This window comes from Paraburkholderia sp. 22098, from assembly GCF_052045935.1.
Classification (GTDB): Bacteria; Pseudomonadota; Gammaproteobacteria; order Burkholderiales; family Burkholderiaceae; genus Paraburkholderia; species Paraburkholderia caledonica.
The window spans coordinates 73,419-97,314 of record NZ_JBQEPV010000010.1; the positions used below are offsets into that span (position 1 = coordinate 73,419).

General features: G+C 62.1%; 23 protein-coding genes. 9 read left to right on the forward strand and 14 right to left on the reverse strand.

Translation table 11 applies throughout. The annotated features are described in order from the left end of the window. Nucleotides 1-7 precede the first annotated feature (7 nt). The 4 genes from ACTJLB_RS21435 to ACTJLB_RS21450 all read left to right on the forward strand — a co-directional run bounded on the left by ACTJLB_RS21435 (nt 8) and on the right by ACTJLB_RS21450 (nt 5,209). The gene (locus ACTJLB_RS21435) at nt 8-901 is read left to right on the forward strand and encodes a polysaccharide deacetylase family protein (protein ID WP_440784391.1); all 894 of its coding nucleotides are present in this window, start codon (nt 8-10) and stop codon (nt 899-901) included. Between the two features lie 184 nt (nt 902-1,085). Then, nucleotides 1,086-1,547 (forward strand): peroxiredoxin, encoded by a 462-nt coding sequence (locus tag ACTJLB_RS21440; protein WP_020065818.1) that lies wholly within the window; start codon nt 1,086-1,088, stop codon nt 1,545-1,547. A 355-nt stretch (nt 1,548-1,902) separates the two neighbouring features. Continuing rightward, nucleotides 1,903-3,765, forward strand: coding sequence for a PhoH family protein (locus ACTJLB_RS21445; RefSeq protein ID WP_440784393.1), 1,863 nt, complete (start codon nt 1,903-1,905; stop codon nt 3,763-3,765). A 202-nt stretch (nt 3,766-3,967) separates the two neighbouring features. Further along, nucleotides 3,968-5,209 carry an NlpC/P60 family protein gene (locus ACTJLB_RS21450; protein ID WP_440784395.1) on the forward strand — a complete coding sequence of 414 codons (1,242 nt, stop codon included), beginning with the start codon at nt 3,968-3,970 and terminating at the stop codon, nt 5,207-5,209. A 133-nt stretch (nt 5,210-5,342) separates the two neighbouring features. Here the strand turns inward: ACTJLB_RS21450 and rfaE1 are convergent, their stop codons facing one another. Next, nucleotides 5,343-6,269, reverse strand: a complete 927-nt coding sequence (rfaE1, locus tag ACTJLB_RS21455) for a D-glycero-beta-D-manno-heptose-7-phosphate kinase (RefSeq protein ID WP_440784397.1) — start codon at nt 6,267-6,269, stop codon at nt 5,343-5,345. A 480-nt stretch (nt 6,270-6,749) separates the two neighbouring features. Between rfaE1 and ACTJLB_RS21460 the strand changes: the two genes are divergently transcribed. Continuing rightward, entirely contained in the window at nt 6,750-7,556 is an 807-nt protein-coding gene (locus tag ACTJLB_RS21460; RefSeq protein WP_440784398.1) for an SDR family NAD(P)-dependent oxidoreductase, read from the forward strand. A gap of 84 nt (nt 7,557-7,640) precedes the next feature. On the opposite strand, the gene ACTJLB_RS21465 is transcribed toward ACTJLB_RS21460, so the two are convergent. The 8 genes from ACTJLB_RS21465 to ACTJLB_RS21500 form a co-directional block, all read right to left on the reverse strand. Next, the gene (locus ACTJLB_RS21465; protein ID WP_020065812.1) at nt 7,641-8,651 is read right to left on the reverse strand and encodes an inorganic phosphate transporter; all 1,011 of its coding nucleotides are present in this window, start codon (nt 8,649-8,651) and stop codon (nt 7,641-7,643) included. Next, on the reverse strand, nt 8,651-9,277 hold the full coding sequence (locus ACTJLB_RS21470) for a DUF47 domain-containing protein (protein WP_020065811.1): 627 nt from the start codon (nt 9,275-9,277) through the stop codon (nt 8,651-8,653). Before ACTJLB_RS21470 ends, ACTJLB_RS21465 begins: the two co-directional genes overlap by 1 nt. 148 nt (nt 9,278-9,425) lie before the next feature. Continuing rightward, entirely contained in the window at nt 9,426-10,811 is a 1,386-nt protein-coding gene (locus ACTJLB_RS21475) for a replicative DNA helicase (RefSeq protein ID WP_020065810.1), read from the reverse strand. 162 nt (nt 10,812-10,973) lie between these two features. After that, nucleotides 10,974-11,426, reverse strand: a complete 453-nt coding sequence (gene rplI / locus ACTJLB_RS21480) for a 50S ribosomal protein L9 (RefSeq protein WP_020065809.1) — start codon at nt 11,424-11,426, stop codon at nt 10,974-10,976. 27 nt (nt 11,427-11,453) lie between these two features. Beyond that, nucleotides 11,454-11,729: a 30S ribosomal protein S18 gene (gene rpsR / locus ACTJLB_RS21485; RefSeq protein WP_006048825.1), complete on the reverse strand. Its 276-nt coding sequence runs from the start codon at nt 11,727-11,729 to the stop codon at nt 11,454-11,456. 2 nt (nt 11,730-11,731) lie between these two features. Continuing rightward, nucleotides 11,732-12,031, reverse strand: coding sequence for a primosomal replication protein N (priB, locus tag ACTJLB_RS21490; RefSeq protein WP_020065808.1), 300 nt, complete (start codon nt 12,029-12,031; stop codon nt 11,732-11,734). Nucleotides 12,032-12,081: 50 nt separating this feature from the next. Then, nucleotides 12,082-12,456, reverse strand: coding sequence for a 30S ribosomal protein S6 (rpsF, locus tag ACTJLB_RS21495; protein WP_006048823.1), 375 nt, complete (start codon nt 12,454-12,456; stop codon nt 12,082-12,084). 381 nt (nt 12,457-12,837) lie between these two features. Continuing rightward, on the reverse strand, nt 12,838-13,752 hold the full coding sequence (locus tag ACTJLB_RS21500) for a LysR family transcriptional regulator (protein ID WP_020065807.1): 915 nt from the start codon (nt 13,750-13,752) through the stop codon (nt 12,838-12,840). A 156-nt stretch (nt 13,753-13,908) separates the two neighbouring features. On the opposite strand from ACTJLB_RS21500, the gene gcl reads away from it, so the two are divergent. From gcl to lysM, 4 genes are all read left to right on the forward strand, one after another. Then, entirely contained in the window at nt 13,909-15,684 is a 1,776-nt protein-coding gene (gcl, locus tag ACTJLB_RS21505) for a glyoxylate carboligase (protein WP_440784400.1), read from the forward strand. Between the two features lie 95 nt (nt 15,685-15,779). Further along, on the forward strand, nt 15,780-16,589 hold the full coding sequence (hyi, locus tag ACTJLB_RS21510) for a hydroxypyruvate isomerase (protein WP_131320568.1): 810 nt from the start codon (nt 15,780-15,782) through the stop codon (nt 16,587-16,589). A 105-nt stretch (nt 16,590-16,694) separates the two neighbouring features. Then, on the forward strand, nt 16,695-17,603 hold the full coding sequence (locus tag ACTJLB_RS21515; protein WP_020065804.1) for a 2-hydroxy-3-oxopropionate reductase: 909 nt from the start codon (nt 16,695-16,697) through the stop codon (nt 17,601-17,603). Between the two features lie 562 nt (nt 17,604-18,165). After that, entirely contained in the window at nt 18,166-18,660 is a 495-nt protein-coding gene (lysM, locus tag ACTJLB_RS21520) for a peptidoglycan-binding protein LysM (protein ID WP_088174593.1), read from the forward strand. 125 nt (nt 18,661-18,785) lie between these two features. On the opposite strand, the gene ACTJLB_RS21525 is transcribed toward lysM, so the two are convergent. The 5 genes from ACTJLB_RS21525 to cysT all read right to left on the reverse strand — a co-directional run bounded on the left by ACTJLB_RS21525 (nt 18,786) and on the right by cysT (nt 23,886). Next, entirely contained in the window at nt 18,786-19,817 is a 1,032-nt protein-coding gene (locus tag ACTJLB_RS21525) for an asparaginase (protein ID WP_310065304.1), read from the reverse strand. A 76-nt stretch (nt 19,818-19,893) separates the two neighbouring features. After that, complete coding sequence (locus ACTJLB_RS21530; RefSeq protein WP_020065801.1) at nt 19,894-20,820, reverse strand: CysB family HTH-type transcriptional regulator; 927 nt, start codon at nt 20,818-20,820, stop codon at nt 19,894-19,896. 80 nt (nt 20,821-20,900) lie between these two features. Then, on the reverse strand, nt 20,901-21,959 hold the full coding sequence (locus ACTJLB_RS21535) for a sulfate/molybdate ABC transporter ATP-binding protein (protein WP_020065800.1): 1,059 nt from the start codon (nt 21,957-21,959) through the stop codon (nt 20,901-20,903). Continuing rightward, nucleotides 21,959-22,993, reverse strand: coding sequence for a sulfate ABC transporter permease subunit CysW (cysW, locus tag ACTJLB_RS21540; protein ID WP_020065799.1), 1,035 nt, complete (start codon nt 22,991-22,993; stop codon nt 21,959-21,961). The genes ACTJLB_RS21535 and cysW overlap by 1 nt, the downstream gene beginning before the upstream one ends. Beyond that, nucleotides 22,990-23,886 (reverse strand): sulfate ABC transporter permease subunit CysT, encoded by an 897-nt coding sequence (cysT, locus tag ACTJLB_RS21545; RefSeq protein WP_020065798.1) that lies wholly within the window; start codon nt 23,884-23,886, stop codon nt 22,990-22,992. Before cysT ends, cysW begins: the two co-directional genes overlap by 4 nt. Between the last annotated feature and the right edge of the window lie 10 nt (nt 23,887-23,896).

Below are 23,896 nucleotides of genomic sequence, written 5' to 3' on the forward strand. Positions count from 1 at the left end.
CTGATCCTTGGCCCGAATCGTCCTGAAAATCGACGTCGACACGCTGCGCGGCACACGCGAAGGCGTGCCGAATCTCGCGCGTATTTTCGACCGCTTCAAGGCGCGCGCTACTTTCCTCTTCAGCCTCGGCCCCGATCACACGGGTTGGGCGATGCGCCGTGTGCTGCGGCCGGGCTTTTTGCAGAAGGTGTCGCGCACGTCGGTGGTCGAGCACTACGGGCTCAAGCAGTTGATGTACGGCGTGCTGCTGCCGGGACCGGACATTGGAGCCAAGGCGTCGGCGGAAATGCGGGCGATCCACGAAGCCGGTTTCGAGTGCGGCATTCATACCTGGGATCACGTGTACTGGCAGGACAACGTGCGCTCGAAAGATCGCGCGTGGACGTCGGCGCAAATGCAGAAAAGCCGCGACCGTTTCACCGAAATCTTCGGTGCGCCGCCCGTCACGCACGGCGCGGCCGGCTGGCAGATGAACGGCCATGCGTTCGAGCAGATCGACGCGTGGGGCATGCACTACGCGTCCGACGGCCGGGGTCATTCGCCGTATTTCCCTGTGGTCGACGGAAGAACGCTCGCGCATGTGCAGATGCCGACCACGCTGCCAACGCTGGACGAAGTACTCGGCGTGGACGGCGTGGACGAACACAACGTCGCGGCCTTCATGCTGAAGCACACAGAAAATAATCCGCACGATCAGGTGTTCACGCTGCACGCGGAACTCGAGGGCCAGAAGCTCGCGCCGATCTTCGAACAGTTACTGGAAGGCTGGCGTGCACAAGGCCACACGTTTGCGACCATGGGCGATTACTACGCCACGCTGGACCGCGGCGCGCTGCCATCGTACCCTGTTACGTGGGGCGAAATTCCAGGGCGCTCCGGCGAACTGATCGTCCAGCCGTGACTGGCCGCCCGGCATGCTGACTTCACGCAGCCGTTGAGTTGTTGTCCGGCAGCCCGTCCTGACGACCCGACCGCCACGCGAGAACATGCGTGCACCGGTAGCCCTTTCCCCCAACTCGATGCCAGGCCGACGCCGCCTTGTCGGATTCACACCGCGCCGCCGCCTATAACAACCGGAGAACCTCGTGTCCATCGCAGTCGACCAACCCATCCCCGACTTCACCGCTCCCGCCACCGGAGGCGAGATCACGCTGTCCAAACTGCGGGGCAAGAAGGTGGTGCTGTATTTCTATCCGAAGGACAACACACCCGGCTGCACGACCGAAGGTCTGCAGTTCCGCGATCTCTATCCGAAGTTCAAGAAGGCCGGCGCGGAAATCATCGGCGTGTCGCGCGACAGCCTGCGCTCGCATGACAACTTCAAGGCAAAGCTCGAATTGCCGTTCCCGCTGATCTCGGATCCGGAAGAAAAGCTGTGCGCGCTCTTCAACGTCATCAAAATGAAGAAAATGTATGGCAAAGAAGTACGGGGAATCGAGCGCTCCACGTTTCTCATCGATAGTGACGGCGTGCTGCGCACGGAGTGGCGCGGCGTGAAAGTGCCCGGGCATGTCGACGAGATTCTGGAGGCTGTACAAGCGCTTTGAGGCGCGTTATATTGGGTTGCAATGAGTGCCTGTCCACCCCAAAATTTTCGTCGCTGCGCCACATTCGACGGCTGCTTTGCCGGATTCATCGGGTCCGTCGGAGTCGTCAGGCGCAATGCGAACACCGTAGGCGAGCCGCTTGCCCCGTACGCCGGGGCGGCGGCTTTTTTATTGCGCGCAGCCGTTCGTTCACTCGGCCGCGCGTTCATCGTTAAGGAGCCGATCGAAGACCAGGCGAACCGGCATCTCTAGACCGAATGCGCGCCTCCGGGCGCAAACTGCGTGCGCAACATCGGCACGGGCAGAATGCGACAGGCGGCGCACGATATGTGACCCGATTATTTCGAGGGAAACCATGCCTTTGCCTACCCCCCCCAGCAAGCTCGGCAATCTCCTGCCGCCTGACGAATACAAAGCCAAAGCCGCCGCACCGGCGCGCTCCGCTTCGAAGAAACAGGCCGAAGGCGAATCCGCGGAGCCGGCCGATTACGGCCGCGCGAACGTCGCCACACCCATGGCGCACGCTGCCAATGCCGCGACCACGTTGCGACCGGTGCCGGCATCGTCGGCGGCCGTAACGGGGACCGCAGCCGACGAGGCCGTTCAGGCACGCGGCGCGTCGGGCTCCGGGCGCAAGACGAGGCAAACCGCCGCGCTGCTGCAACCGGTTCCCGCTGCCCGTCCGCAAGCCGAACCCGCCGCCGAGCCGCAGCCGGCCGTCGCACGCACGCCGAGCGCGAAGCAGCCCACGGCGAGCACGCCGGCCGCCGCGCCTACCGCGCGCGGCACGAATAAAAAACGCGGCACCGCCGCCGAGCCGGTCGAAGTCCAGAAGCTCTTCGTGCTGGACACGAACGTGCTGATGCACGACCCGAGCTGCCTGTTCCGTTTCGAGGAACACGACGTCTATCTGCCGATGATGACGTTGGAAGAACTCGACAACCATAAGAAAGGCATGTCGGAAGTCGCGCGCAACGCTCGTCAGGTGAGCCGCACGCTGGACGCACTGGTCGCGAACGCGGGCAACATGTCTGAGGGCATTTCGCTCGCGCGTCTGGGCAGCCGCGAGGCGTCCGGGCGTCTGTATTTCCAGACCAAGCTGACCGCGATCGAACCGGTTGAAGGTCTGCCGGAAGGCAAAGCCGATAACCAGATTCTCGGTGTCGTGCGTGCGTTACAGCGCGACCGGATGGATCGCCAGGTCGTGCTGGTGTCGAAAGACATCAACATGCGCATCAAGGCGCATGCGCTGGGCCTGCCCGCCGAAGATTACTTCAACGACCAGGTGCTCGAAGACAGCGACCTGCTGTATTCGGGCATCCGCGCGCTGCCGCAGGATTTCTGGACCAAGCACGCGAAGGGCATGGAAAGCTGGCAGGACACCAAGACGGGCACCACGTATTACCGTGTGACCGGTCCGCTGTGCCCGTCGATGCTCGTCAACGAATTCGTTTATCTCGAGCCGCAGAACGGCGAGCCGGCGTTCCACGCGTTGGTGCGCGAGTTGAACGGCAAGACAGCGCTACTGCAAACGCTGCGCGACTATGGCCATCACAAAAACAACGTGTGGGGCATTACGGCGCGCAACCGCGAGCAGAACTTCGCGCTGAATCTGTTGATGAACCCCGAGATCGACTTCGTGACGCTGCTCGGCCAGGCCGGCACCGGTAAGACACTCGTTGCGCTCGCGGCAGGTCTCGCACAGGTGCTGGACGACAAGCGCTATAACGAGATCATCGTGACGCGCGCCACGGTGCCGGTTGGCGAAGACATCGGCTTTCTGCCCGGCACGGAAGAGGAAAAAATGCAGCCGTGGATGGGCGCCTTCGACGACAACCTCGAAGTGCTGCAGAAAACCGACGACGCAGCCGGCGAATGGGGCCGCGCCGCGACTCAGGAACTGATCCGCTCGCGCCTGAAGATCAAGAGCATGAACTTCATGCGCGGACGGACTTTCGTCGACAAGTACTTGATCATCGACGAGGCGCAGAACCTGACGCCCAAGCAGATGAAAACGCTGGTCACCCGCGCGGGTCCCGGCACGAAAATCATCTGCCTCGGCAATATCGCGCAGATCGACACACCTTATCTGACGGAAGGTAGTTCGGGCTTGACGTATGTGGTCGACCGTTTCAAGGGTTGGGCGCACAGCGGTCATGTGACACTCGCCCGCGGCGAACGCTCGCGCCTCGCCGATTACGCGTCCGAAATCCTTTAAGAATCAATTAGCTGGCTGTACCTCGAAGCCGCGCCCGGAACTTTCCGGGCGCGGCTTTTTCATTGCCGCGGCGTCTTTGGCCAGCAACACTTAGCGCACGAACTTCAAGTAATTTGTCAAGAATTCTTGCCGCTTCCGCATTTCACCGGCTACCATCCGGACATCGTCCGTCATTAAACGAGCGTTTACCGCTTTACTCTTCATGCGCCGACTTGCGTTCTCGCTGCTGACCGTGTTGCTGCTCGCCGCCTGTGCCGGCGCGCCGCAGAAGACGTCGTCGCGCGGTTCGTCAGGCGCCGTTAACGTCACAAACGGGGCGTACCGCGCGCCGCCACCGGGTTTCCCCAACTTCGTCGACCACAGCATTGGCCGCGAGGAAATTTCTATTCAGGCAATGAGCCTGGTCGGCGTGCCCTACCGTTGGGGCGGCAACACGCCGGATAGCGGCTTTGATTGCAGCGGCCTGGTTCGCTATGTGGTGTCGCGCGCGGCTTCGGTGAATTTGCCCCGCACGACCGCCGATATGAGCGGACGCGGCGAATCGGTCGAACCGGACGAGATCGCGCCTGGCGATCTGATTTTCTTCAACACGACCGGGCGCGCCCACTCGCACGTGGGCATTTATGTGGGCAAGCTGCGCTTTGTCAACGCGCCGTCGACGGGCGGCACTGTGCGGCTCGATTACCTGACCAATCCTTATTGGGCAAAGCGCTTCGACGGCATTCGCCGGGTGGCCGGACCGGCCGCGAAGCCGGTACCGTTCGACGCGCCTAGTTACCAGGCGGCAGCGCCTCAGACGGAGCGTGCGGTAACACAGGCGGCGAGCACGGCAGATCGCAGCGGCGAAGCGCCGGCGGCGAACGCACCGTTGGCTTCGACTCGAGCAGTTCCCGTCTATGCGACCGGTTCGTCGGCCTCCCCAGTAACGGCTCGCGCTGGCGCCGAGCCGCGCGCGCCATCGACATCGCCATCGACCGCGGCGGCCGAGCCGGCCCTTGCGGCAACGGCGGCAACGCGCTCGCCGCAAGCCGATCCCTTCGAACCACCACCGCCTGCTATGAGCGCGGCGCAGGTTCAGGCGCGCGCAGCGGGCGCAAAGTCGCCGACGCCTGCTATGTCTGCTCAGGCCAGTGGGTATGACGGCGGCGCGAGCGCACAGGCTCAACGGCAAGCCGCTGCAGGTTCCCCGCCCGTTTCCGAAACGGCCGCCGCGCGAGGCGCCGATGCGATCGACGCAGCCGCCGATGCGTTCGAGCCGCCACCGCCCTCTTCAGTCGCAGCTCGTCAGGCACGCCAGGCGCGGCAGGCAGACGCGGCAGAACGCACACCGGGCGATAACGGCAGCGTACAGATCATGCGAGCCTCGACGGCCTCACGAGGCGTCGCGGCCCCATCGCAAACGAACGACGACCCGATCGCCCGGTTTGCCAACGGAAATTTCTAGCTAGCCGACCTATCTGACCGTGCGCCGTCACGCATGCGCACGGCTGAAATGGCTATGGACCATCGGCGTTGCGAGGGGTCACAAAGTGGCCGCATTCTCTTCACCCCCAGCGGCGCCGGTCATGACAATGCGCTCAGACATGCCGATTGAGCTCTTCGAGTGTGATGGGCGCCGTGCCGATCTTCCCGACAACGACACCGGCGGCCGCGTTAGCGAGGCGCGCTGCACTTTCCATGTCTTGGCCGGCAGCCAGCGCGGCGGCCATGGTGGCAATCACTGTGTCGCCCGCGCCGGATACGTCGTAGACCTCGCGCGCCTGTGCGGGAATACGAACATGCCGGTTGCCGACAACGAGGCTCATGCCCTCCTCGGATCGCGTAACGAGCAACGCGCCCAGTTCCAGATCGTCGCGCAGTTTGAAGGCGCGCCGCTCGAAGTCCGACTCGCCATTCCACTTTCCCGCGGCCTGCGCGAATTCATCTCGGTTCGGCGTAACGACGCTCGCGCCGCGGTATATCGAGTAGTCCGGTCCCTTTGGATCGACCAGAATGCACGCGTTCGCCGCCCGCGCGTCGCCCATCATCATGCGTAGGTGCGCAAGGCCGCCCTTGCCGTAATCCGAGAACACGACGGTCTTGCAGGTCTTCAGCTTCTCCCGGAACTGGGCCACTAGCGGAAACAACAACTCGTGGTCCGGACGCTGTTCGAAGTCAGCGCGCACGATTTGCTGGTTGCGTGAAATGACGCGAAGCTTCACGGTGGTTTGCAACGCCGGATCGCGGACGAACGCGCAATGAACATTGCGAGATTCCAGCAAAGACTGCAAGGCACGCCCATCGTGATCGTCGCCCACGACCGACAACAGCGTTGTCTGAACACCGAGGTTCACCGCGTTGACGGCGACGTTCGCCGCGCCGCCCGCCACGTCTCGCGTGCGCTGAACGTGAACTACCGGCACGGGTGCCTCTGGCGAAATACGCGTGCTGTCTCCAAACCAGTAGCGATCCAGCATGACGTCACCCGCGACGATGACGGAAGCCGATGAGCAGTCTAGACTCACTTCAGGATTCCTTTGAGATGTTGTTGACGACGTTTCAAAACGCGGTGTGCAGATGGCGTATCAACCGCTTTTGGCTTCGCTGGCCGCGTTGTCGGCTGGGGCCGGTTCGCGGCAACCACGGGTAGACGTCGCCGCGCAGTAGGCCGGGGAAGCCGAGATAGCCTTTGTCGTAGCTCGTGATAAAGACCAGCAACCCGGACAGCGCAGCTAGTCAAATGATGCCCCAATCGGCTTCTCATAATTCGTTATCCTGAATTAATAGTCGCGATCCACGAACAAGTCGCGTGGGCCAGGCGCGCGGACATTCCTATACATGAGATGGCGAGCCAAAGCCGTCTGAAGTTTTCACACCAACATCACGGCAATCAGATTCGTGCGATTTCCGCGCGCACAAGCGCCGTCCGGAGTCGCGGCTCGGCCAGCACACGTTGGCCGCCGATCTGCTATCGTCATCGGTATTCTTCCGAACGGGTGGCGACAATGGATCTCGGGCTGAAAGACAAAGTGGTGCTGATCACGGGCGGCAGCAAGGGAATCGGCTTTGCGTGCGCCCGGGCCTTCGCGCTGGAAGGTGCGAAGGTGGCAATCGTTTCGCGTGATCCGGCCAATCTGGCGCGCGCTTACGAACAGCTCAAGCAGGAAGGCTTGCACGTGCATCGCACGCGCGCCGATCTGCATGAGCCGCATAGCGCCGCCGACATCGTCGAGGAAGTGAGCACGGCCGTCGGCCCGATCGACGTGCTCGTCAACAGCGCCGGCGCGGCGCGTCGCTACGACCCCGAAACGCTCGATGCAGACGCGTTTCGCGCCACGATGGAAGCGAAGTATTTCCCTTACATCTACTCGCAGCAGGAAGTGCTGCGCCGCATGGCCGAGCGCGCGAAAAGCGGCGATCGCGGAGAACCGGGCACGATCGTCAACATCATCGGCATGGGCGGGAAGATTGCGAGCGATATCCATATCGCCGGCGGCGCCGCCAACGCTGCACTGATGCTGGCCACGGTCGGCCTCGCCCACTACTACGCGCGCTACGGCATTCGCATCAACGCGATCAATCCGGGAGCAACGCTCACTGAGCGCGTCGAAGAAGCAGTCAAGCTCGAAGCAACGCAACAAGGCATTCAGAGCGCCGAAGCGCTCGCGCGTGGCCAGGCCAGAGTGCCGCTCGGGCGCTACGCAAAACCGGAGGAGATTGCAGATGTCGCGCTGTTTCTGGCGAGCCGCCGCGCGAGCTATGTGACGGGCGCGATCGTCCCGATGGATGGAGGCAGCGCGCCGCTAATCTGAGCAACGCGCGCCGTGCGTCGAGCCTGTACCACGGCGCTGCGGCTGCGGGCGAACGGTCCTGCCGTCCGGCCCGGAGCCTGCCAGTTACAGGAAGTGGTGGCCGAACCACCAGGCGGCGGCGGCGAGCGCCGCTGACGCCGGAATCGTCAGAATCCATGCCCACACGATGTTGCCGGCCACGCCCCAGCGAACCGCGCTCAGCTTCTGCGTCGCGCCCACGCCGACGATCGCACCGGTGATCGTGTGCGTGGTGGATACCGGAATACCGAGCCAGGACGCGGTGAACAACGTGATCGCCCCGCCCGATTCGGCACAAAAACCGCCTACGGGCTTGAGCTTGGTGATTTTCTGACCCATGGTACGGACGATCCGCCAGCCGCCGAACAGCGTGCCAACCCCCATCGACAGATAGCAGCCGCCGATCACCCACAGCGGTGGCGCCTCAGCGATCGACGACGCGTAGCCGGTTGCGATCAACAGCATCCAGATAATGCCGATTGTTTTCTGCGCGTCGTTACCGCCGTGGCCAAGGCTGTACAGACCCGCCGACACGAGCTGCAGACGCCGGAAGCGCCGGTCGACCTTGCTCGGCGGCGTACGGAAATAGATCCACGACACAGCCAGCATGAAAAACGAACCGAGCACAAACCCGAGCAGCGGCGAAATGAAAATGAACGCCACCGTCTTGAGCAATCCGTCGAAGTTGAGCGAACCCCAGCCAGACTTGGCAAGCGCCGAGCCGACGAGTCCGCCGATCAGTGCGTGCGAGGAACTCGACGGTATGCCGTAATGCCACGTGATCACGTTCCAGCCGATCGCACCCACCAGGGCGCCGAAAATCACGTAATGATCGACGATGCCCGGGTCTATCGTGCCTTTGCCGACAGTTGCGGCCACTTTCAGGTGAAACACGAAATATGCGACGACGTTGAACGCGGCGGCGAAAGCCACTGCCTGCTGCGGCTTCAGAACGCCTGTCGAGACGACGGTGGCAATCGAGTTGGCCGCGTCGTGAAAGCCGTTCATGAAGTCGAAAATGAGCGCGACGGCGACCAGGCCGGCCACGACCCAGATAGCGAGTTGTATCGATTGCATTATGCGTTTTCCAGCACGATGCCTTCGATGATGTTTGCTACGTCTTCACACTTGTCCGTGATCGTTTCAAGCAATTCGTAAATGGCTTTGAGCTTGATCAGGGTTTTGACGTTGTCTTCTTCGCGGAACAGCTTGGACATGGCCGAGCGCAACACCCGGTCGGCCTCGGACTCCAGCCGGTCGATGTCCTCGCACGCTTTCAGAATCTGACTTGCCTGCTTCATGTCGGACAACAGGCTGACGGCGAATTGCACCCGCTCGGAAGTCGCCGTGCAGATGTGCGCAAGCTGGCTTGCCTCGGAGGTGACCGACTGGACGTCGTAAAGGGAAATAGCGGTGGCGACGTCCTCCATCAGATCGAGGATGTCGTCCATCGTGGTGATGAGCTTATGGATCTCATCGCGGTCGAGCGGCGTGATGAAGGTCTTGTGCAGCAGGTCGATGGTTTCGTGCGTGAGTTTGTCTGCAGCCTTCTCGGCTTTCTGCACGTTTTGCTTATGAGTTTCGGCGTCTTGCAGGTTGTCGATCAGGAGCTCGAGTTCGCGGCTCGCCGAGACGATGCACTGTGCGTGCGCATTGAAAATATCAAAGAACTTGCCCTCGGTGGGCATGAATCGACCGAACATTGGGATCCCGAAAATTGGTCACTTAATGGCTGACATAAAACCGCCATATTGTACCGTTGCGGGCCCGATGTAGCACTTTGCAAAGCGCGGTTACAACAGCGGCTATTGCGTTTGCGCGATTTTCCGGTCGCGCCGCCGCTATTTACGGTTAATCGCCGTAGAAATTCTGCGCGCCCGCAAAGTTGTCGAACTTCGTGTATTGGCCGTGGAACGTGAGCCGAACCGGTCCGATCGGGCCGTTCCGCTGCTTGCCGATAATGATTTCGGCCGTGCCTTTATCCTGGCTGTCGGGGTTATACACTTCGTCACGGTAGATGAACAGGATCACGTCGGCGTCCTGCTCGATAGCGCCCGATTCCCGCAGATCCGACATGATCGGCCGCTTGTTCGGACGTTGCTCCAGACCGCGATTGAGCTGCGACAAAGCGATGACTGGCACGTCCAGCTCTTTCGCGAGGCTCTTGAGCGATCGCGAGATTTCCGAGATTTCGGTGGCGCGGTTTTCACCCGACGACGATCCGCTCATCAACTGCAGGTAGTCGATGATAATGAGCCCGAGCTTTCCGCACTGACGCGACAGACGCCGCGCGCGCGAGCGCAATTCCATCGGATTCAGACCGCCGGTTTCGTCGATGAAAATCTGCGCCTCGCTCATTTTTTGCACGGCGTGCGTGAGCTTCGGCCAATCCTCGTCGGTCAGGCGGCCGGTTCGCATGCGGTGCTGATCGAGGCGACCGACTGAGCCGAGCATACGCATGGTGAGCTGAGAGCCCGGCATTTCCATCGAGAACACAGCGACCGGCAAGCCGTATTCGACAGCGACGTACTCGCCGATGTTCATTGAAAACGCCGTTTTACCCATCGACGGACGTCCTGCAACAATGATCAGCTCGCCGCCGTGCATGCCCGAAGTCATGCGGTCAAGGTCGACAAAACCGGTCGGCGTGCCCGTCACGTCGCTCGGATTCGCCGTGTGATACAGCGTGTCAATCCGCTCGACGACCTGAGTCAGCAGCGGCCCGATTTCAAGAAAGCCCTGCGTGCCACGCGCGCCGTCTTCCGCGATCGAAAACACCTTCGATTCCGCCTCGTCCAGCAATTGCCGGACTTCCTTGCCTTGCGGATTGAAAGCGTCGGCCGAGATTTCATCGGCGACGGAAACCAGCCGACGCAGTACCGCGCGGTCGCGCACGATTTCCGCATACCGCCGGATATTCGCCGCGCTCGGCGTGTTCTGCGCGAGTGCGTTCAGGTACGCGAGGCCACCGACCTCTTCCGCCTTGCCCGATGTTCCGAGCGCTTCGTAAACGGTAATGACGTCGGCCGGACGCGTCGCCGCGATGAGCTTGCCGATGTGCTCGTAGATGATGCGGTGATCGTAGCGATAGAAGTCGCTTTGCGACAGGAAATCGGCAATCCGGTCCCATGCGGCGTTGTCCAACAGCAAACCGCCCAGCACCGATTGCTCGGCCTCGATCGAATGCGGCGGGACTTTCAGCGACTCGAGTTGGGGATCTTTGGACGGTGCGTTCATGGAGAGGAATTATCGTGGAAATCAGGCGACCGCGGCCAGCGGAACGAGCAAAAAATAACGGGCACAAAAAAGGCAGGGGCCGGTTGCCCGGCCCCTGCCCTCAGCCAGCAACAACCTGGCCAACACTATCTGATGCTTGATGCGGTCGATTCAGACGCGCTCTTAAACGTGCTCGCCGAGTACCGACACCGTCACGTCGACAACCACGTCGGTGTGCAGCGAAACCTGAATCGGGTGGTCGCCCACCGTCTTCAGCGGGCCTTCCGGCAGGCGAACTTGCGCCTTTTCAACCGCGAAGCCTTGCTTGCCCAGTGCTTCGGCGATGTCGGCGTTCGTCACCGAGCCGAACAGACGGCCGTCCACACCGGCCTTCTGGCCGATCTGAACCGTCGAACCGGCCAGCTTTTCGCCTTGAGCTTGAGCAGCAGCCAGCTTTTCAGCGGCGGTCTTTTCGAGTTCAGCGCGGCGGACTTCGAATTCGGCCAGCGCTTCCTTCGTTGCACGGCGAGCTTGCTTGTTCGGGATCAGGAAGTTACGTGCGTAACCGTCCTTGACCTTCACGATATCGCCCAGGTTGCCCAGATTGACGACTTTTTCCAGAAGAATGATTTGCATTCGGATGCTCCTTATCGCGTCGTCAGGTTAGGCCTTGTGCTGGTCGGTGTACGGCACGAGCGCGAGGAAACGTGCGCGCTTGATTGCCGTGTCCAGCTGGCGTTGATAGTGCGACTTCGTACCCGTGAGACGCGCCGGCGTGATCTTGCCGTTTTCGCCGATGAAGTCTTTCAGCGTTTCGATGTCTTTGTAGTCGATGTATTCGACGCCAGCAGCCGTGAAACGGCAAAACTTCTTACGCTTGAAGAGCGGATTTTGTTGCTGACGACGCTTGTCGAATTTCTTACCAGTCGGGCGGGGCATGTTCAGTCCTTTCCAATGTCCTGCAATGCTGTGATGTGAAATACCAGAGTTCTTGCGTTGCGGTGCTTTTTCGCCAGGAAGCCTGTGAAGAGCGTTTCCACGCCCATCGGACAGCTTTCCAGCTTACCGCTCGCCTCGCCTGCGGCTACCGCCTGCATGGTCAGTTCGACTTGCCGGGCAATACCGGCTTCGACGACTTCCGTGCGGTGGTGCAACGTGCAGCTGGCAATCGGAACGCCGGCGGGGGTGTACCGCACCGGTTCGCGTTCGACGACGCTGGCTGTGAGCTGCAGCCGGTTCATGAAGCCTTTGACAAGGGCGACGCTTGATCTGGTAGCTTAAATAGTGTGTCTTAAGCCTGCGCTTCGGACGGTTGCGTAGCAGCCGACTTCTTGGCTTCTTCGCGCTGCACTTCCTTCATCATCGGCGAAGGGCCGGTTTCGGCTTTCTTCATCTTGACGATGAGGTGACGCAGAACGGCGTCGTTGAACTTGAACGCGTGTTCCAGCTCGTCGAGCGTGGTCTGGTCGCATTCGATGTTCATGCAGACGTAGTGAGCCTTCGCGAGTTTCTCGATCATGTAGGCCAGTTGGCGACGGCCCCAGTCTTCGATACGGTGGATCTGGCCACCGTGCGACGTGATCGTGCTCTTGTAACGCTCGATCATGGCGGGCACTTGCTCGCTCTGATCGGGATGCACGATAAAGACGATTTCATAATGACGCATACACACTCCTTGTGCTGACTTTTGGATAGAAGCCACCCGGGCGTCGAACCGGTGTGGCAAGTGAGAAGCCGAAGATTGTAGCCCGATTGGGGACGGACTGCAAGACATTGCACCGTCCCAAGCTGCGATTGAGGCGTGTTTTCAACGATTTAGCACCAACCTGAACGCGGCGCATGAACCAACGCCGTTCAAATTTAGCCTTCATGCGCTGCGGGCAGCTGCCGGCGCTGCTCCCTCACGCAGCTTCGTGGCCGGCGCCTACAGAGGCCGCTCCAAGCCTCAGCCGTGCCCGACACCGCGCCGCAGCGTCCCGGAGCGCACCGCTCGCGCATGCGTGGCGTGGCGTGGCGTGGCGTGGTCGTGCGTCAGCGCTAAAGCGCGCTAATACCCCGGCCGGTTCCAATAATCCTCGCTTGCGTAGATCTCTTTCAGATAATCGATGAAATAGCGGACCTTGGCCGGCACATAGCGCTGCTGCGGGTAGACCGCGAGAATGTCGTAATCGGGCAGCGCGAATTCGTCGAGCACCGTTTCCAGTTCACCGCGCGCGAGCTGCTGCTGGATTTCCCAAGTGGACCGCCAGCCGAGTCCGAGCCCTTCGGACACCCAGCGGTGCAATAGTTCGCCGTCGTTGCAATCGAGCGTGCCGCCTACCCGCACCGTGACCAGCTTGCCGTTACGGCGAAAATACCAGCCACGGTTCTGGCCGCCTTGCAGATTGAACGCGAGACAGTTGTGCCGCGGCAGGTCTTCGAGCGTTTTGGGCTTGCCGTGCTGGCGAAAGTAATCCGGCGTGCCGCAAACCACGCGCCGGTTCGACGCGAGTTTCACCGCCACGAAGTTCGGATCCACCGCGCCGCCGATCCGTATCGACAGGTCATAACCCTCCCGCACCAGATCCACGACGCGATCGGTCAGGTTGAACGACACCTGCAATTCCGGCTTGTCGGCGACAAACGCCGGCGCGAGCGGCGCGACGTGCTTGCGTCCAAACGCGGCCGGCGCCGACACGATCAGATGACCGTTCACCGCGCGCCGCCCGGCGCTCAGTTCGTTCTCGGCCTGGTCCCATTCGGTCAACAGTCCGCGGCAACGTTCGAGAAAGGCCGCGCCGTCCTCGCTGACGACGAGCCGCCGCGTCGAGCGATACATCAGCTTCACGCCGAGGCGCTTTTCGAGCGCGTCGATGCGCCGCCCGAGGATCACCGGCGACACGCCCTCCTCCAGAGCCGCGGCCGCAAGGCTACCCGCGTCGGCGACGCGCACGAAGGTTTCTATCTGCTTGAATCGATCCATGGCGGTCTCCTTGCGGACGCACGCTGCGTGTGCCCGCATTCCATACTTTTTGTTTCGAAATAAGCGACGCGGACTGATCTTATCAAACCTTTAGGTCAAGCCTAAAGTGCGTTCAAGAGCCTTATTCGCCAATTTCCAAACATTGAGGAGACATTCATGGCCAAGATGAGAGCCGTCGACGCCGCCGTGCTGGTGCTCGAAAAAGAAGGTATCGACACCGCGTTCGGCGTGCCGGGCGCAGCGATCAACCCGTTTTACTCGGCCATGCGTCGCGCGGGCAACATCAGCCACGTGCTCGCGCGCCACGTCGAGGGCGCTTCGCACATGGCCGAAGGCTATACCCGCGCGCAGCCCGGCAATATCGGCGTGTGCATCGGTACCTCAGGGCCTGCCGGCACCGACATGATCACCGGTTTGTACTCCGCTCAGGCCGACTCGATCCCTATTCTGGCTATCACCGGACAAGCGCCGCGCGCGCGCCTGTACAAAGAAGACTTCCAGGCCGTCGACATCGAATCGATTGCGAAGCCGGTCACCAAGTGGGCCGTGACCGTGCGCGAGCCGGCGCTCGTGCCGCGCGTGTTCCAGCAGGCTTTCCATCTGATGCGCTCGGGCCGTCCGGGACCTGTGCTGGTCGACCTGCCCATTGACGTGCAGCTCGCCGAAATCGAATTCGACATTGACACGTACGAACCGCTGCCGGTCTACAAGCCAAAGGCAACGCGCAAGCAGATCGAAGCCGCCCTCACCTTGCTCAACGATTCCGAGAAGCCGCTGATCGTGTCAGGCGGCGGCGTGCTGAACGCAGCCGCTGAAGATCTGCTCGTGCGCTTCGCCGAAACCGTCGGCGTGCCGGTGATCCCGACGCTGATGTCGTGGGGCGCGATTCCCGACGACCATCCGCTGATGGCCGGCATGGTCGGCCTGCAAACCTCGCACCGTTACGGCAACGCGACGATGCTCGCGTCCGACTTCGTGCTCGGCATCGGCAACCGTTGGGCGAACCGTCACACGGGCAGCATCGACGTTTATACGAAGGGCCGCAAGTTCGTGCACGTGGACATCGAGCCGACGCAAATCGGCCGCGTGTTCGGTCCGGACCTCGGCATCGTGTCGGACGCGAAGGCCGCGCTCGAACTGTTCGTCGAAGTCGCGAGCGAATGGAAAGCCGCAGGCAAGCTGAAGGATCGCAGCGCATGGGTCGCCGATTGCCAGCAGCGCAAGCAGACCATGCATCGCAAAACTCACTTCGACAACGTGCCGATGAAGCCGCAGCGCGTCTACGAAGAGATGAACCAGGTGTTTGGCCGCGACACGTGCTACGTGAGCACGATCGGCCTTTCGCAGATCGCCGGCGCACAGTTTCTGCATGTCTACAAGGCACGCAACTGGATCAACTGCGGCCAGGCCGGCCCGCTCGGCTGGACGATTCCGGCTGCGCTCGGCGTGCGCGCAGCAGATCCGCAACGGCCGATCGTCGCGCTCTCGGGCGACTACGACTTCCAGTTCATGATCGAAGAACTCGCGGCCGGCGCGCAATTCAAGCTGCCGTACGTGCATGTGGTCGTGAACAACTCGTACCTCGGCCTGATCCGCCAGGCGCAGCGCGCATTCGACATGGACTTCTGCGTGCAGCTCGGCTTCGAGAACATCAACTCGCCGGAAATCAACGGCTATGGCGTGGATCACGTCGCGGTAGCCGAAGGCCTCGGCTGCAAGGCGATTCGCGTGTTCAAGCCGGAGGAACTCAAACCGGCGTTGCAAAAAGCGCAGTCGATGCTCTCCGAGTTCAACGTGCCGGTGATCGTCGAAGTGATTCTCGAGCGCGTGACCAACATCTCGATGGGCACCGAGATCGACGCGATCAACGAGTTCGAGGAACTCGCCGTGACGCGCGAAGACGCGCCGACTGCGATCAGCATTCTCGACTGAACCGGACGGCCGAAATCGCGGGGGCGCGATTGCACGACTGCACTGCAATCGCGCTATGAAGTTTTTCAATGACCGACCAGAGAGACCTGAGCACCATGCCCAAATTCGCAGCGAATCTCACGATGCTTTTCAACGAAGTTCCGTTCCTCGACCGCTTCGCGGCCGCAGCCGACGCGGGCTTTAACGCCGTCGAATTCCTGTTTCCGTATCCGTACCGGATCGCCGAGCTGAGCGAGCGTCTTCAGCAGAACCGGCTGAAGCTCGTGCTGCATAACCTGCCCGCGGGCAACTGGGAAGCCGGCGAGCGTGGCATTGCCTGCCTGCCCGATCGCGTAACCGAGTTCCAGGAAGGCGTGGGCCGTGCGATCGAATACGCGAGCGCGCTGAAGGTGCCGCAACTGAATTGCCTCGTGGGTATTCCGACGGCGGGCGTCGATGCCGACAAAGCGCGCGCGACCATCGTCGATAACCTGCGTTTTGCAGCGGGTGAATTGAAGAAGGCCGGTATCAGACTGCTAGTCGAGCCGTGCAACTCCTACGACATTCCGGGCTTCGCGTTGAATCGCTCGAGCGAAGGCCTCGACGTGATTCGCGCCGTAGGGTCGGACAATCTGTTCCTGCAATACGACATCTATCACATGCAACGGATGGAAGGCGAACTCGCGGCAACGATCAAAAAGAATCTGCCGCAAATCGCGCATATCCAGCTTGCCGACAACCCGGGGCGCAACGAACCCGGCACCGGCGAAATCAACTACCCGTTCCTGTTCGACCTGCTCGACTCGATTGGCTACGACGGCTACGTCGGATGCGAATACAAGCCGCGCACGAACACCACTGCCGGCTTGTGCTGGGTGCAGAGCGTGGCCGGGCAAAGGCGCGGCGCCGCGCACGTCGCCGCCTGAACGATGCGCTGAACACCGCGTCGTGCAGACCGGGCGCGTGACGCCTCGAAAGAAGTCCCGCCAAGGGACCGCTAACAACACTGGAAACACTGGAGATTCAGACACATGGCAAAGATCGGTTTCATCGGGCTCGGCATCATGGGCGCGCATATGGCGCGCAACCTCCTCAAGGGCGGTCACACGCTGTTCGTGAACGGCGCGTACCCGGTGCCCGAAGATCTGGGCAAGAGCACGAACGTGGTGTCCGACTCGACCGCTGTCGCGCAAGCCGCCGACATCGTGATCATCATGGTGCCCGACACGCCTGACGTGGCCAACGTGCTTTTCGCCGACGACGGCGTCGCCGCCGGCCTCACAGCAGGCAAGCTCGTGATCGACATGAGCTCGATCTCGCCGCTCGATACTCAGGCGTTCGCGAAGAAGATCAATGCGCTCGGCGTCGATTATCTCGATGCGCCGGTGTCCGGCGGCGAAGTCGGTGCACGCGAGGCAACGCTCACGATCATGGTCGGCGGCCCGGAGAAAGCCTTTGCGCAAGCAAAGCCGCTCTTCGAACTGATGGGCAAGAATATCTCGCTGATCGGCGACAACGGCGCGGGTCAGACGTGCAAGGTCGCGAACCAGATCATCGTGGCGCTGAACATCGAGGCAGTGGCCGAAGCACTGCTGTTCGCATCGCGCTCCGGCGCCGATCCGGAACGTGTGCGCAAGGCCTTGATGGGCGGCTTCGCTTCGTCGCGCATTCTGGAAGTGCACGGCGAGCGCATGACGAAGCGCACTTTCAATCCGGGCTTCCGGATCGAACTGCATCAGAAGGATCTAAACCTCGCACTCGACGGCGCGCGCAAGCTCGGCATTGCGCTGCCGCACACCGCGAGCGCGCAGCAACTGTTCAGCGTATGCGCGGCGAACGGCGGCAAGGCATGGGATCACTCGGCGATGGTTCGCGCGCTCGAAATCATGGCGAATTACGAAGTCGCACAAGCGCCGGATAGCGAAGCGAAAGCAGCTTGAACTTGCAGCGTTTCTTCGCGGCTTGCGAATCAGATGCAGCAATGGCCGCATGCATGGAGAAGCGTAAATAGCCTGGTAATACCCGGTTACCGCGGATGTTGCCTCGTCAACGCTACGGCAATCGCAGGTGGGGCGCCCGGTTCGTCGCGCGGCATCGCGGCGGAACGGGCAAATCGTGCCGCTCTGGGCTGAGAGCGGCAAAGTGGGGTCCGCAGCGGCACCCGGCGGCGCCGGGGAAGCCTTGGTCGGTCAGACGTCGTCGTCGGGTGTCCGGCTGTCGGATTCATTCTCAGGTTTTCTCCGCCACTCAATGGCGTAGCGCGCCCTCATGCGGCGCCGGGATGCACGCACGTTTGCATTTGCTTGCAACTTCGTGGCCACTTCCTTACCTTTCTTGACACTCCGTCACCCGCTATCTCCTACACTCGTGAGTCGTTGCATGCATCCGGGCGCGCCTGCTGCCTGATCAACGCGTTCGCGTTGTGCGGCGTGCTCAGCATCGCAACGAGTGCTTAACTCGTACGCAAAGCATGCTTGCGTACCAACATGAGGAGTGTGATCGATGGGTATTCTCAGTTTCATCAAGGAAGCCGGCGAAAAATTGTTCAGCGCCGCGTCCACGACGGCCAAGGCCGAATCCGCGCCCGCCGCACCGGACCTCGCCGCGCTGAACAAGACCGCAGGCGACGCGATCGCCACTTACATCCGCAGCCAGGGTCTGAACGCAACGAATCTGCAGGTGACGTACGACGGCACGAGCCATACGGTCACCGTATCGGGAGAAGCCGCCGACCAGCCGACCAAGGACAAGATCCTCGTGGCAGCCGGCAATGTGCAGAACGTCGACAAGGTCGACGACCAGTTGAGCGTGACCGCCCCCGCCGCGGCGCCCACGCAATTCCACACGGTGGTGCCGGGCGACAACCTGTGGAAGATCGCGGAGAAGTACTACGGCAGCGGCGCTAAAAACGACGTGATCTTCCAGGCCAATACGCCGATGCTGAAAAGCCCGGACAAGATCTATCCCGGCCAGGTGCTGGTGATTCCGGCTGCTTAATAGCCGATCGCAAATGCCCGCCTCGGGCGGGCAAAAACAGTGCGATAAAACGCAACGCGGCGCTCGAAGTCATTACTCGAGCGCCGCATTTTTCTTTGATAACTTCTATTGAACGCCGCGAGGCGTCAATACGTATCGAACGCTTTTTGCAAAGCGACTGGTCCGGCGCCGCCAGCGGCCAATGCCACCATCAGCAACACACGCGCCTTGTACGGATTGAGCGAGCCGGCGCTGACAAAGCCGAGTGCATCGTCGGCGGCCGCGCCGTTGCGCATTACATGCCCTGAGCCCACACGCGACGAACGCACTACCGCGACGCCCTGCGAAGCGGCATCGGCCAGAGCCTGCGTCAGCGACGCGTGAATCGAACCATTGCCCGTGCCCGCAACGACGATGCCGCGCACGCCGGCTGTCACGAGCGCATCGACGGCAATGCGGGACACGCCGGCATAGCTCGCGACGATTTCCACATGCGGCCAGTTCGCACCGATCACGAATTCAGTGGACAACGTATGCGGACGTACGACGCTGCGCTGAAATTCGACGCGCCCGTCCTGCACCCAGCCAAGCGCACCGACTTCGGGCGACTGGAATGCATCGACGGCATAGGTGCTCGTCTTGACCACGTCACGCGCACTGTGAATCTTGTTGTTGAATGCGACTAGAACGCCCTGTCCGCGCGCGCCGGCATTTGCCGCGACGGTCACGGCGTTCAGCAGATTGAGCGGTCCATCGGCGGAGAGCGCGGACGCGGGGCGCATTGCCGCTGTCAGCACCACCGGTTTGTCGGACTTGACCGTCAGATGCAGCAGATACGCGGTTTCTTCGAGCGTATCGGTGCCATGCGTGACCACCACGCCGTCGATGTCGTCGTCAGCAAGCAGCGCGTTGATGCGTTGCGCGAGCGCGGTCCACAGCGGCATCGCCATGTCCTTGCTGTCGACGCTCGCAATCTGCTCCGGCGCGATGCGGGCTACCGTCGACAACGCCGGCACCACGGCCAGCAATTGCTCGACGCCGACCACGCCGGCCTGATAGCCAGACGTATTGGTAGCGTCCGCGGCCGCGCCGGCAATCGTGCCGCCGGTGGCGAGCACGGCGATGCGCGGCAGCAACGCGGCGGCGCTGGGAGAGGAAGAAGAAGTCTGTGCGTTCATGGCGGCGATTGTAAGCGATGACGCGCCGCCGTCGCGCGCCTTTGAAGCGGCCAAGGCCGCTTTCCCCGTTAGCGCCTCACACTGCCTCGCGCAACTGCGCGGCGATTTCCGCCTCGGTCAGTTGCGGTGCGAACATCTCGATCAACCGGTAGGCATATGCGCGCAAAAACGCGCCCTTGCGCAAGCCGACCCGCGTCGTGCTCGCCTCGAACAGGTGCTGCGTGTCGAGCGCGACCAGTTCGCTGTCGCGCTTCGGGTCGTAGGCCATTGCCGCGACCACGCCGATGCCCATGCCGAGCTCCACATACGTCTTGATCACGTCGGCGTCGATCGCGGTCAGCACCACGTCGGGCAGCGCCCCCGCTTTCGCGAACGCCTGGTCGATATGCGAGCGGCCCGTGAAGTCCTGGTCATACGTGACGATCGGGAATTCGGCGATTTCGTCCAGCGTCAGATTGGGGCGGCCGACGAGCGGATGATCCTTCGGCACGACCACGACGTGATGCCACGAATAGCATGGAAACGTAACGATGTCGGGGAACCGGTCGAGCGCTTCCGTCGAGATGCCGATGTCCGCCTCGCCGTTGATGATCATCTGCGCGATCTGTTGCGGGCTGCCCTGGCGCAGCGCCAGATGCACCTTCGGAAAAACCTCGGTGAATTGACGAATTACCTTCGGCAGCGCGTAGCGTGCCTGCGTGTGCGTGGTCGCGACCACCAGATGGCCACTGTCCTGATCCGCGTACTGACGCGCGACGCGGCGCAAATTCTCCGCGTCCAGCAGCATCCGCTCGATCAGTTGATGCACCGCCTTGCCCGGCTCCGTGAGACCCGTGAGCCGCTTTCCGCGTCGAATGAAAATGTCGACGCCGAGTTCGTCCTCGAGATCCTTGATCTGTTTCGATACGCCTGACTGCGACGTGTACAGCACGTTCGCCACTTCGGTCAGGTTCATGTTCTGACGCACGGCCTCGCGCACGAAGCGCAATTGCTGGAAGTTCATCTTGAAGAGTCCGGTTCAGCGAGAGTTGAGTTGTTCGAGTTATTCAGTTCATTCGCGTTGGGTCGCATCGGGTCATGCGCTCATTGCGCCGGGAAGACCCGGAGCGCGCGCGGCACCGCCGTCACGCCGTCGCCGATCGAGAGACGCAACTCGCGCCATGCTTCCCGATCGAGTTCGGCTTCGAGCAGATTGCCCTCGCGGCCCGCGAGCTCGACCCGCACGGAGCCGCCCAGTGTCACGACGCGCCGCACATCGACGACGATCCCCTCGCGGTGCCCCGCCGACTGCGGATACAACTGCAAATCGTGCGGACGCACATAAGCGAAAGCCGGACCGCTGAAGTCGGTGCTGATGGCGACCGGCAACGCCGCGCCGTCCACCACGAACCCGCTCGCGTCGACGTTGCCGTGCAGGCGGTTCGCCGCGCCGAGAAACTCATACACAAACGACGTTTGCGGATGGTCGTACACGTCCTGCGGACTGCCGACCTGCTCCACATGTCCACGATTGAGCACCACGATACGGTCCGCCACTTCGAGCGCCTCTTCCTGATCGTGCGTGACGAAAATCGTCGAGATATGCAGATCGTCGTGCAGACGCCGCAGCCAGCTGCGCAATTCCTTGCGGACCTTCGCATCGAGCGCGCCGAACGGTTCGTCGAGCAGCAGCACTTTCGGCTCGACGGCAAGCGCGCGAGCGAGCGCGATACGCTGCCGCTGCCCGCCCGACAATTCCGACGGATAGCGCTGCGCGAGCCAGTCGAGTTGCACGAGCTTGAGCAGTTCATGCACCTTCTCGCGAATCACCGCTTCCGACGGGCGCTCCTTCCGAGGCTTCACTCGCAGCCCGAACGCCACGTTCTCGAACACCGTCATATGACGGAACAGCGCGTAGTGCTGGAACACGAAACCCACTTCGCGCTCACGCGCGCCGACGGTCGCGACGTCCTGGCCCTGCAGGACGACCTGCCCGCCGTCCGCGTATTCAAGGCCCGCGATCACGCGCAGCAACGTGGTCTTGCCGCACCCCGAGGGCCCGAGCAGCGCAACCAGTTCGCCCGGCGGAAAATCGAGCGAAACGTTATCGAGCGCGACGAAATCGCCGAAGCGCTTCTGCAGGTTACGTACGGTGATACCCATTACAGCTCTCCTTGCTTGAGCGGGTGTTGCTGCGAAGATTGCATGTTCAGCGACTGCGCGGTCGACGGCAAAGCGGACGGCAGCGTGACGGGTCCGGCGTGCGCCGGCACGTCGCGAGCGTCCGACAGTTCCGCCGACATATGACGCTCGGCGAGCAGTTTCAGTGCGAGCGTCACGAGTGCGAGCAAGGCCAGCACCGACGCCACGGCGAACGCCGCCGAGAAGTTGTATTCGTTGTAGAGAATTTCGACGTGCAGCGGCATGGTGTCCGTCTGGCCGCGAATATGGCCCGATACGACCGACACCGCGCCGAACTCGCCCATCGCGCGGGCGTTGCACAGAATCACGCCGTACAGCAGGCCCCATTTCACATTGGGCAGCGTGACGCGGCGAAAGATCTGCCAGCCGGACGCGCCGAGCACATGCGCGGCTTCCTCTTCGTCGTTGCCTTGCGCCTGCATCAGCGGGATCAGTTCGCGCGCGACGAACGGGAACGTCACGAAGATTGTCGCGAGCACAATGCCGGGCACGGCGAAGATGATCTGCACGTTATGCGCTTGCAGCCACGGACCGAACCATCCTTGCGCGCCGAACATCAACACGTAGATGAGACCCGAGATGACGGGCGAAACCGAGAACGGCAGATCGATCAACGTGGTGAGGAGCGCCTTGCCGCGAAACTCGAACTTCGCGATGCACCACGAAGCCGCGAGGCCGAACACCAGATTGAGAGGCACGGCGATTCCCGCTGTAATTGCCGTCAGCTTGATGGCCGCCAGCGCATCCGGATCGGCGAGCGACTCCAGATAAAAACCAAGCCCCTTGTTCAACGCCTGATAAAACACGGCGACGAGCGGCACGACGAGAAAGAGCCCGAGAAACAGCAGCGCAATGCCGGTCAGAATCCAGCGGACAAGCGGCGGTTCGGTGACCGGATCGGGCCGGCGCGCAATGTTCAGTGGCGCGCGCGGAGCCACGGCGTGCGGCGTGACGCCGTCGGCGTTATCGACGTGACCTGCCGAATGGCGGCTCATTGCGCACCTCCGCCAATGCTTGCAACGCTCGCGGCGCCAGGCGCCGGACCTGCGTTGCCGCGGCTCGTGCGGCGCTGCAGATACCACTGCAGCGTATTGATGAAAAGCAGCATCAGGAACGAGACTACGAGCATCACGACGGCAAGCGCCGTCGCGCCGGCGTAGTCATACTGCTCGAGCTTCGTGATGATCAGCAGCGATGTGATTTCCGACTTCATCGGCACATTGCCTGCAATGAAAATGACCGAGCCGTATTCGCCTAGTGCGCGCGCGAACGCGAGCGCAAAGCCCGTCAGCAGTGCCGGCAACACGGCCGGCAACACCACGCGGCGAAACGTCAGCCAGCGCGATGCGCCGAGGCAAGCAGCAGCCTCTTCCTGCTCGCGCTCGAACTCTTCGAGCACCGGCTGCACCGTGCGCACGACGAACGGCAAACCGATAAAGGTCAGTGCGACGAGCACGCCCACCGGCGTAAATGCGACCTTCAGACCGAGCGGCTCCAGGAACTGTCCAATCCAGCCGTTGCCCGCGTACACGGCCGCGAGCGAAATGCCGGCCACCGACGTGGGCAGTGCGAACGGCAGATCGACCACGGCGTCGACGATGCGCTTGAACGGAAACCTGTACCGCACGAGCACCCATGCGACCAGAAAGCCGAACACCGCGTTGATCAGTGCGCCGCCGAGCGCGGAGAAGAACGTCAGCCGGTACGAGGCCAGCACGCGCGGCGAGCTGACGGCGCGCACGAACTGACTCCAGTCGAGGGTGGCTGTCTTCAGAAAAGTCGCCGCGAGCGGAATCAGCACCACGAGGCTCAGATAAGCCACCGTGATGCCGAGTGTCAGGCCGAAACCGGGCAAGGCGCTTGGTTTGCGGAAGGTCAACGTGGTCATGCTCGATACT

Coding starts and splice junctions, on each gene's coding strand:
- ACTJLB_RS21445 (WP_440784393.1), top strand. CDS start 1,903: ATGCCTTTGCCTACCCCCCCCAGCAAGCTCGGCAATCTCCTGCCGCCT.
- ACTJLB_RS21450 (WP_440784395.1), top strand. CDS start 3,968: ATGCGCCGACTTGCGTTCTCGCTGCTGACCGTGTTGCTGCTCGCCGCC.
- ACTJLB_RS21460 (WP_440784398.1), top strand. CDS start 6,750: ATGGATCTCGGGCTGAAAGACAAAGTGGTGCTGATCACGGGCGGCAGC.
- ACTJLB_RS21465 (WP_020065812.1), bottom strand. CDS start 8,651: ATGCAATCGATACAACTCGCTATCTGGGTCGTGGCCGGCCTGGTCGCC.
- ACTJLB_RS21470 (WP_020065811.1), bottom strand. CDS start 9,277: ATGTTCGGTCGATTCATGCCCACCGAGGGCAAGTTCTTTGATATTTTC.
- ACTJLB_RS21475 (WP_020065810.1), bottom strand. CDS start 10,811: ATGAACGCACCGTCCAAAGATCCCCAACTCGAGTCGCTGAAAGTCCCG.
- rplI (WP_020065809.1), bottom strand. CDS start 11,426: ATGCAAATCATTCTTCTGGAAAAAGTCGTCAATCTGGGCAACCTGGGC.
- rpsR (WP_006048825.1), bottom strand. CDS start 11,729: ATGCCCCGCCCGACTGGTAAGAAATTCGACAAGCGTCGTCAGCAACAA.
- priB (WP_020065808.1), bottom strand. CDS start 12,031: ATGAACCGGCTGCAGCTCACAGCCAGCGTCGTCGAACGCGAACCGGTG.
- rpsF (WP_006048823.1), bottom strand. CDS start 12,456: ATGCGTCATTATGAAATCGTCTTTATCGTGCATCCCGATCAGAGCGAG.
- ACTJLB_RS21500 (WP_020065807.1), bottom strand. CDS start 13,752: ATGGATCGATTCAAGCAGATAGAAACCTTCGTGCGCGTCGCCGACGCG.
- gcl (WP_440784400.1), top strand. CDS start 13,909: ATGGCCAAGATGAGAGCCGTCGACGCCGCCGTGCTGGTGCTCGAAAAA.
- hyi (WP_131320568.1), top strand. CDS start 15,780: ATGCCCAAATTCGCAGCGAATCTCACGATGCTTTTCAACGAAGTTCCG.
- ACTJLB_RS21515 (WP_020065804.1), top strand. CDS start 16,695: ATGGCAAAGATCGGTTTCATCGGGCTCGGCATCATGGGCGCGCATATG.
- lysM (WP_088174593.1), top strand. CDS start 18,166: ATGGGTATTCTCAGTTTCATCAAGGAAGCCGGCGAAAAATTGTTCAGC.
- ACTJLB_RS21525 (WP_310065304.1), bottom strand. CDS start 19,817: ATGAACGCACAGACTTCTTCTTCCTCTCCCAGCGCCGCCGCGTTGCTG.
- ACTJLB_RS21530 (WP_020065801.1), bottom strand. CDS start 20,820: ATGAACTTCCAGCAATTGCGCTTCGTGCGCGAGGCCGTGCGTCAGAAC.
- ACTJLB_RS21535 (WP_020065800.1), bottom strand. CDS start 21,959: ATGGGTATCACCGTACGTAACCTGCAGAAGCGCTTCGGCGATTTCGTC.
- cysW (WP_020065799.1), bottom strand. CDS start 22,993: ATGAGCCGCCATTCGGCAGGTCACGTCGATAACGCCGACGGCGTCACG.
- cysT (WP_020065798.1), bottom strand. CDS start 23,886: ATGACCACGTTGACCTTCCGCAAACCAAGCGCCTTGCCCGGTTTCGGC.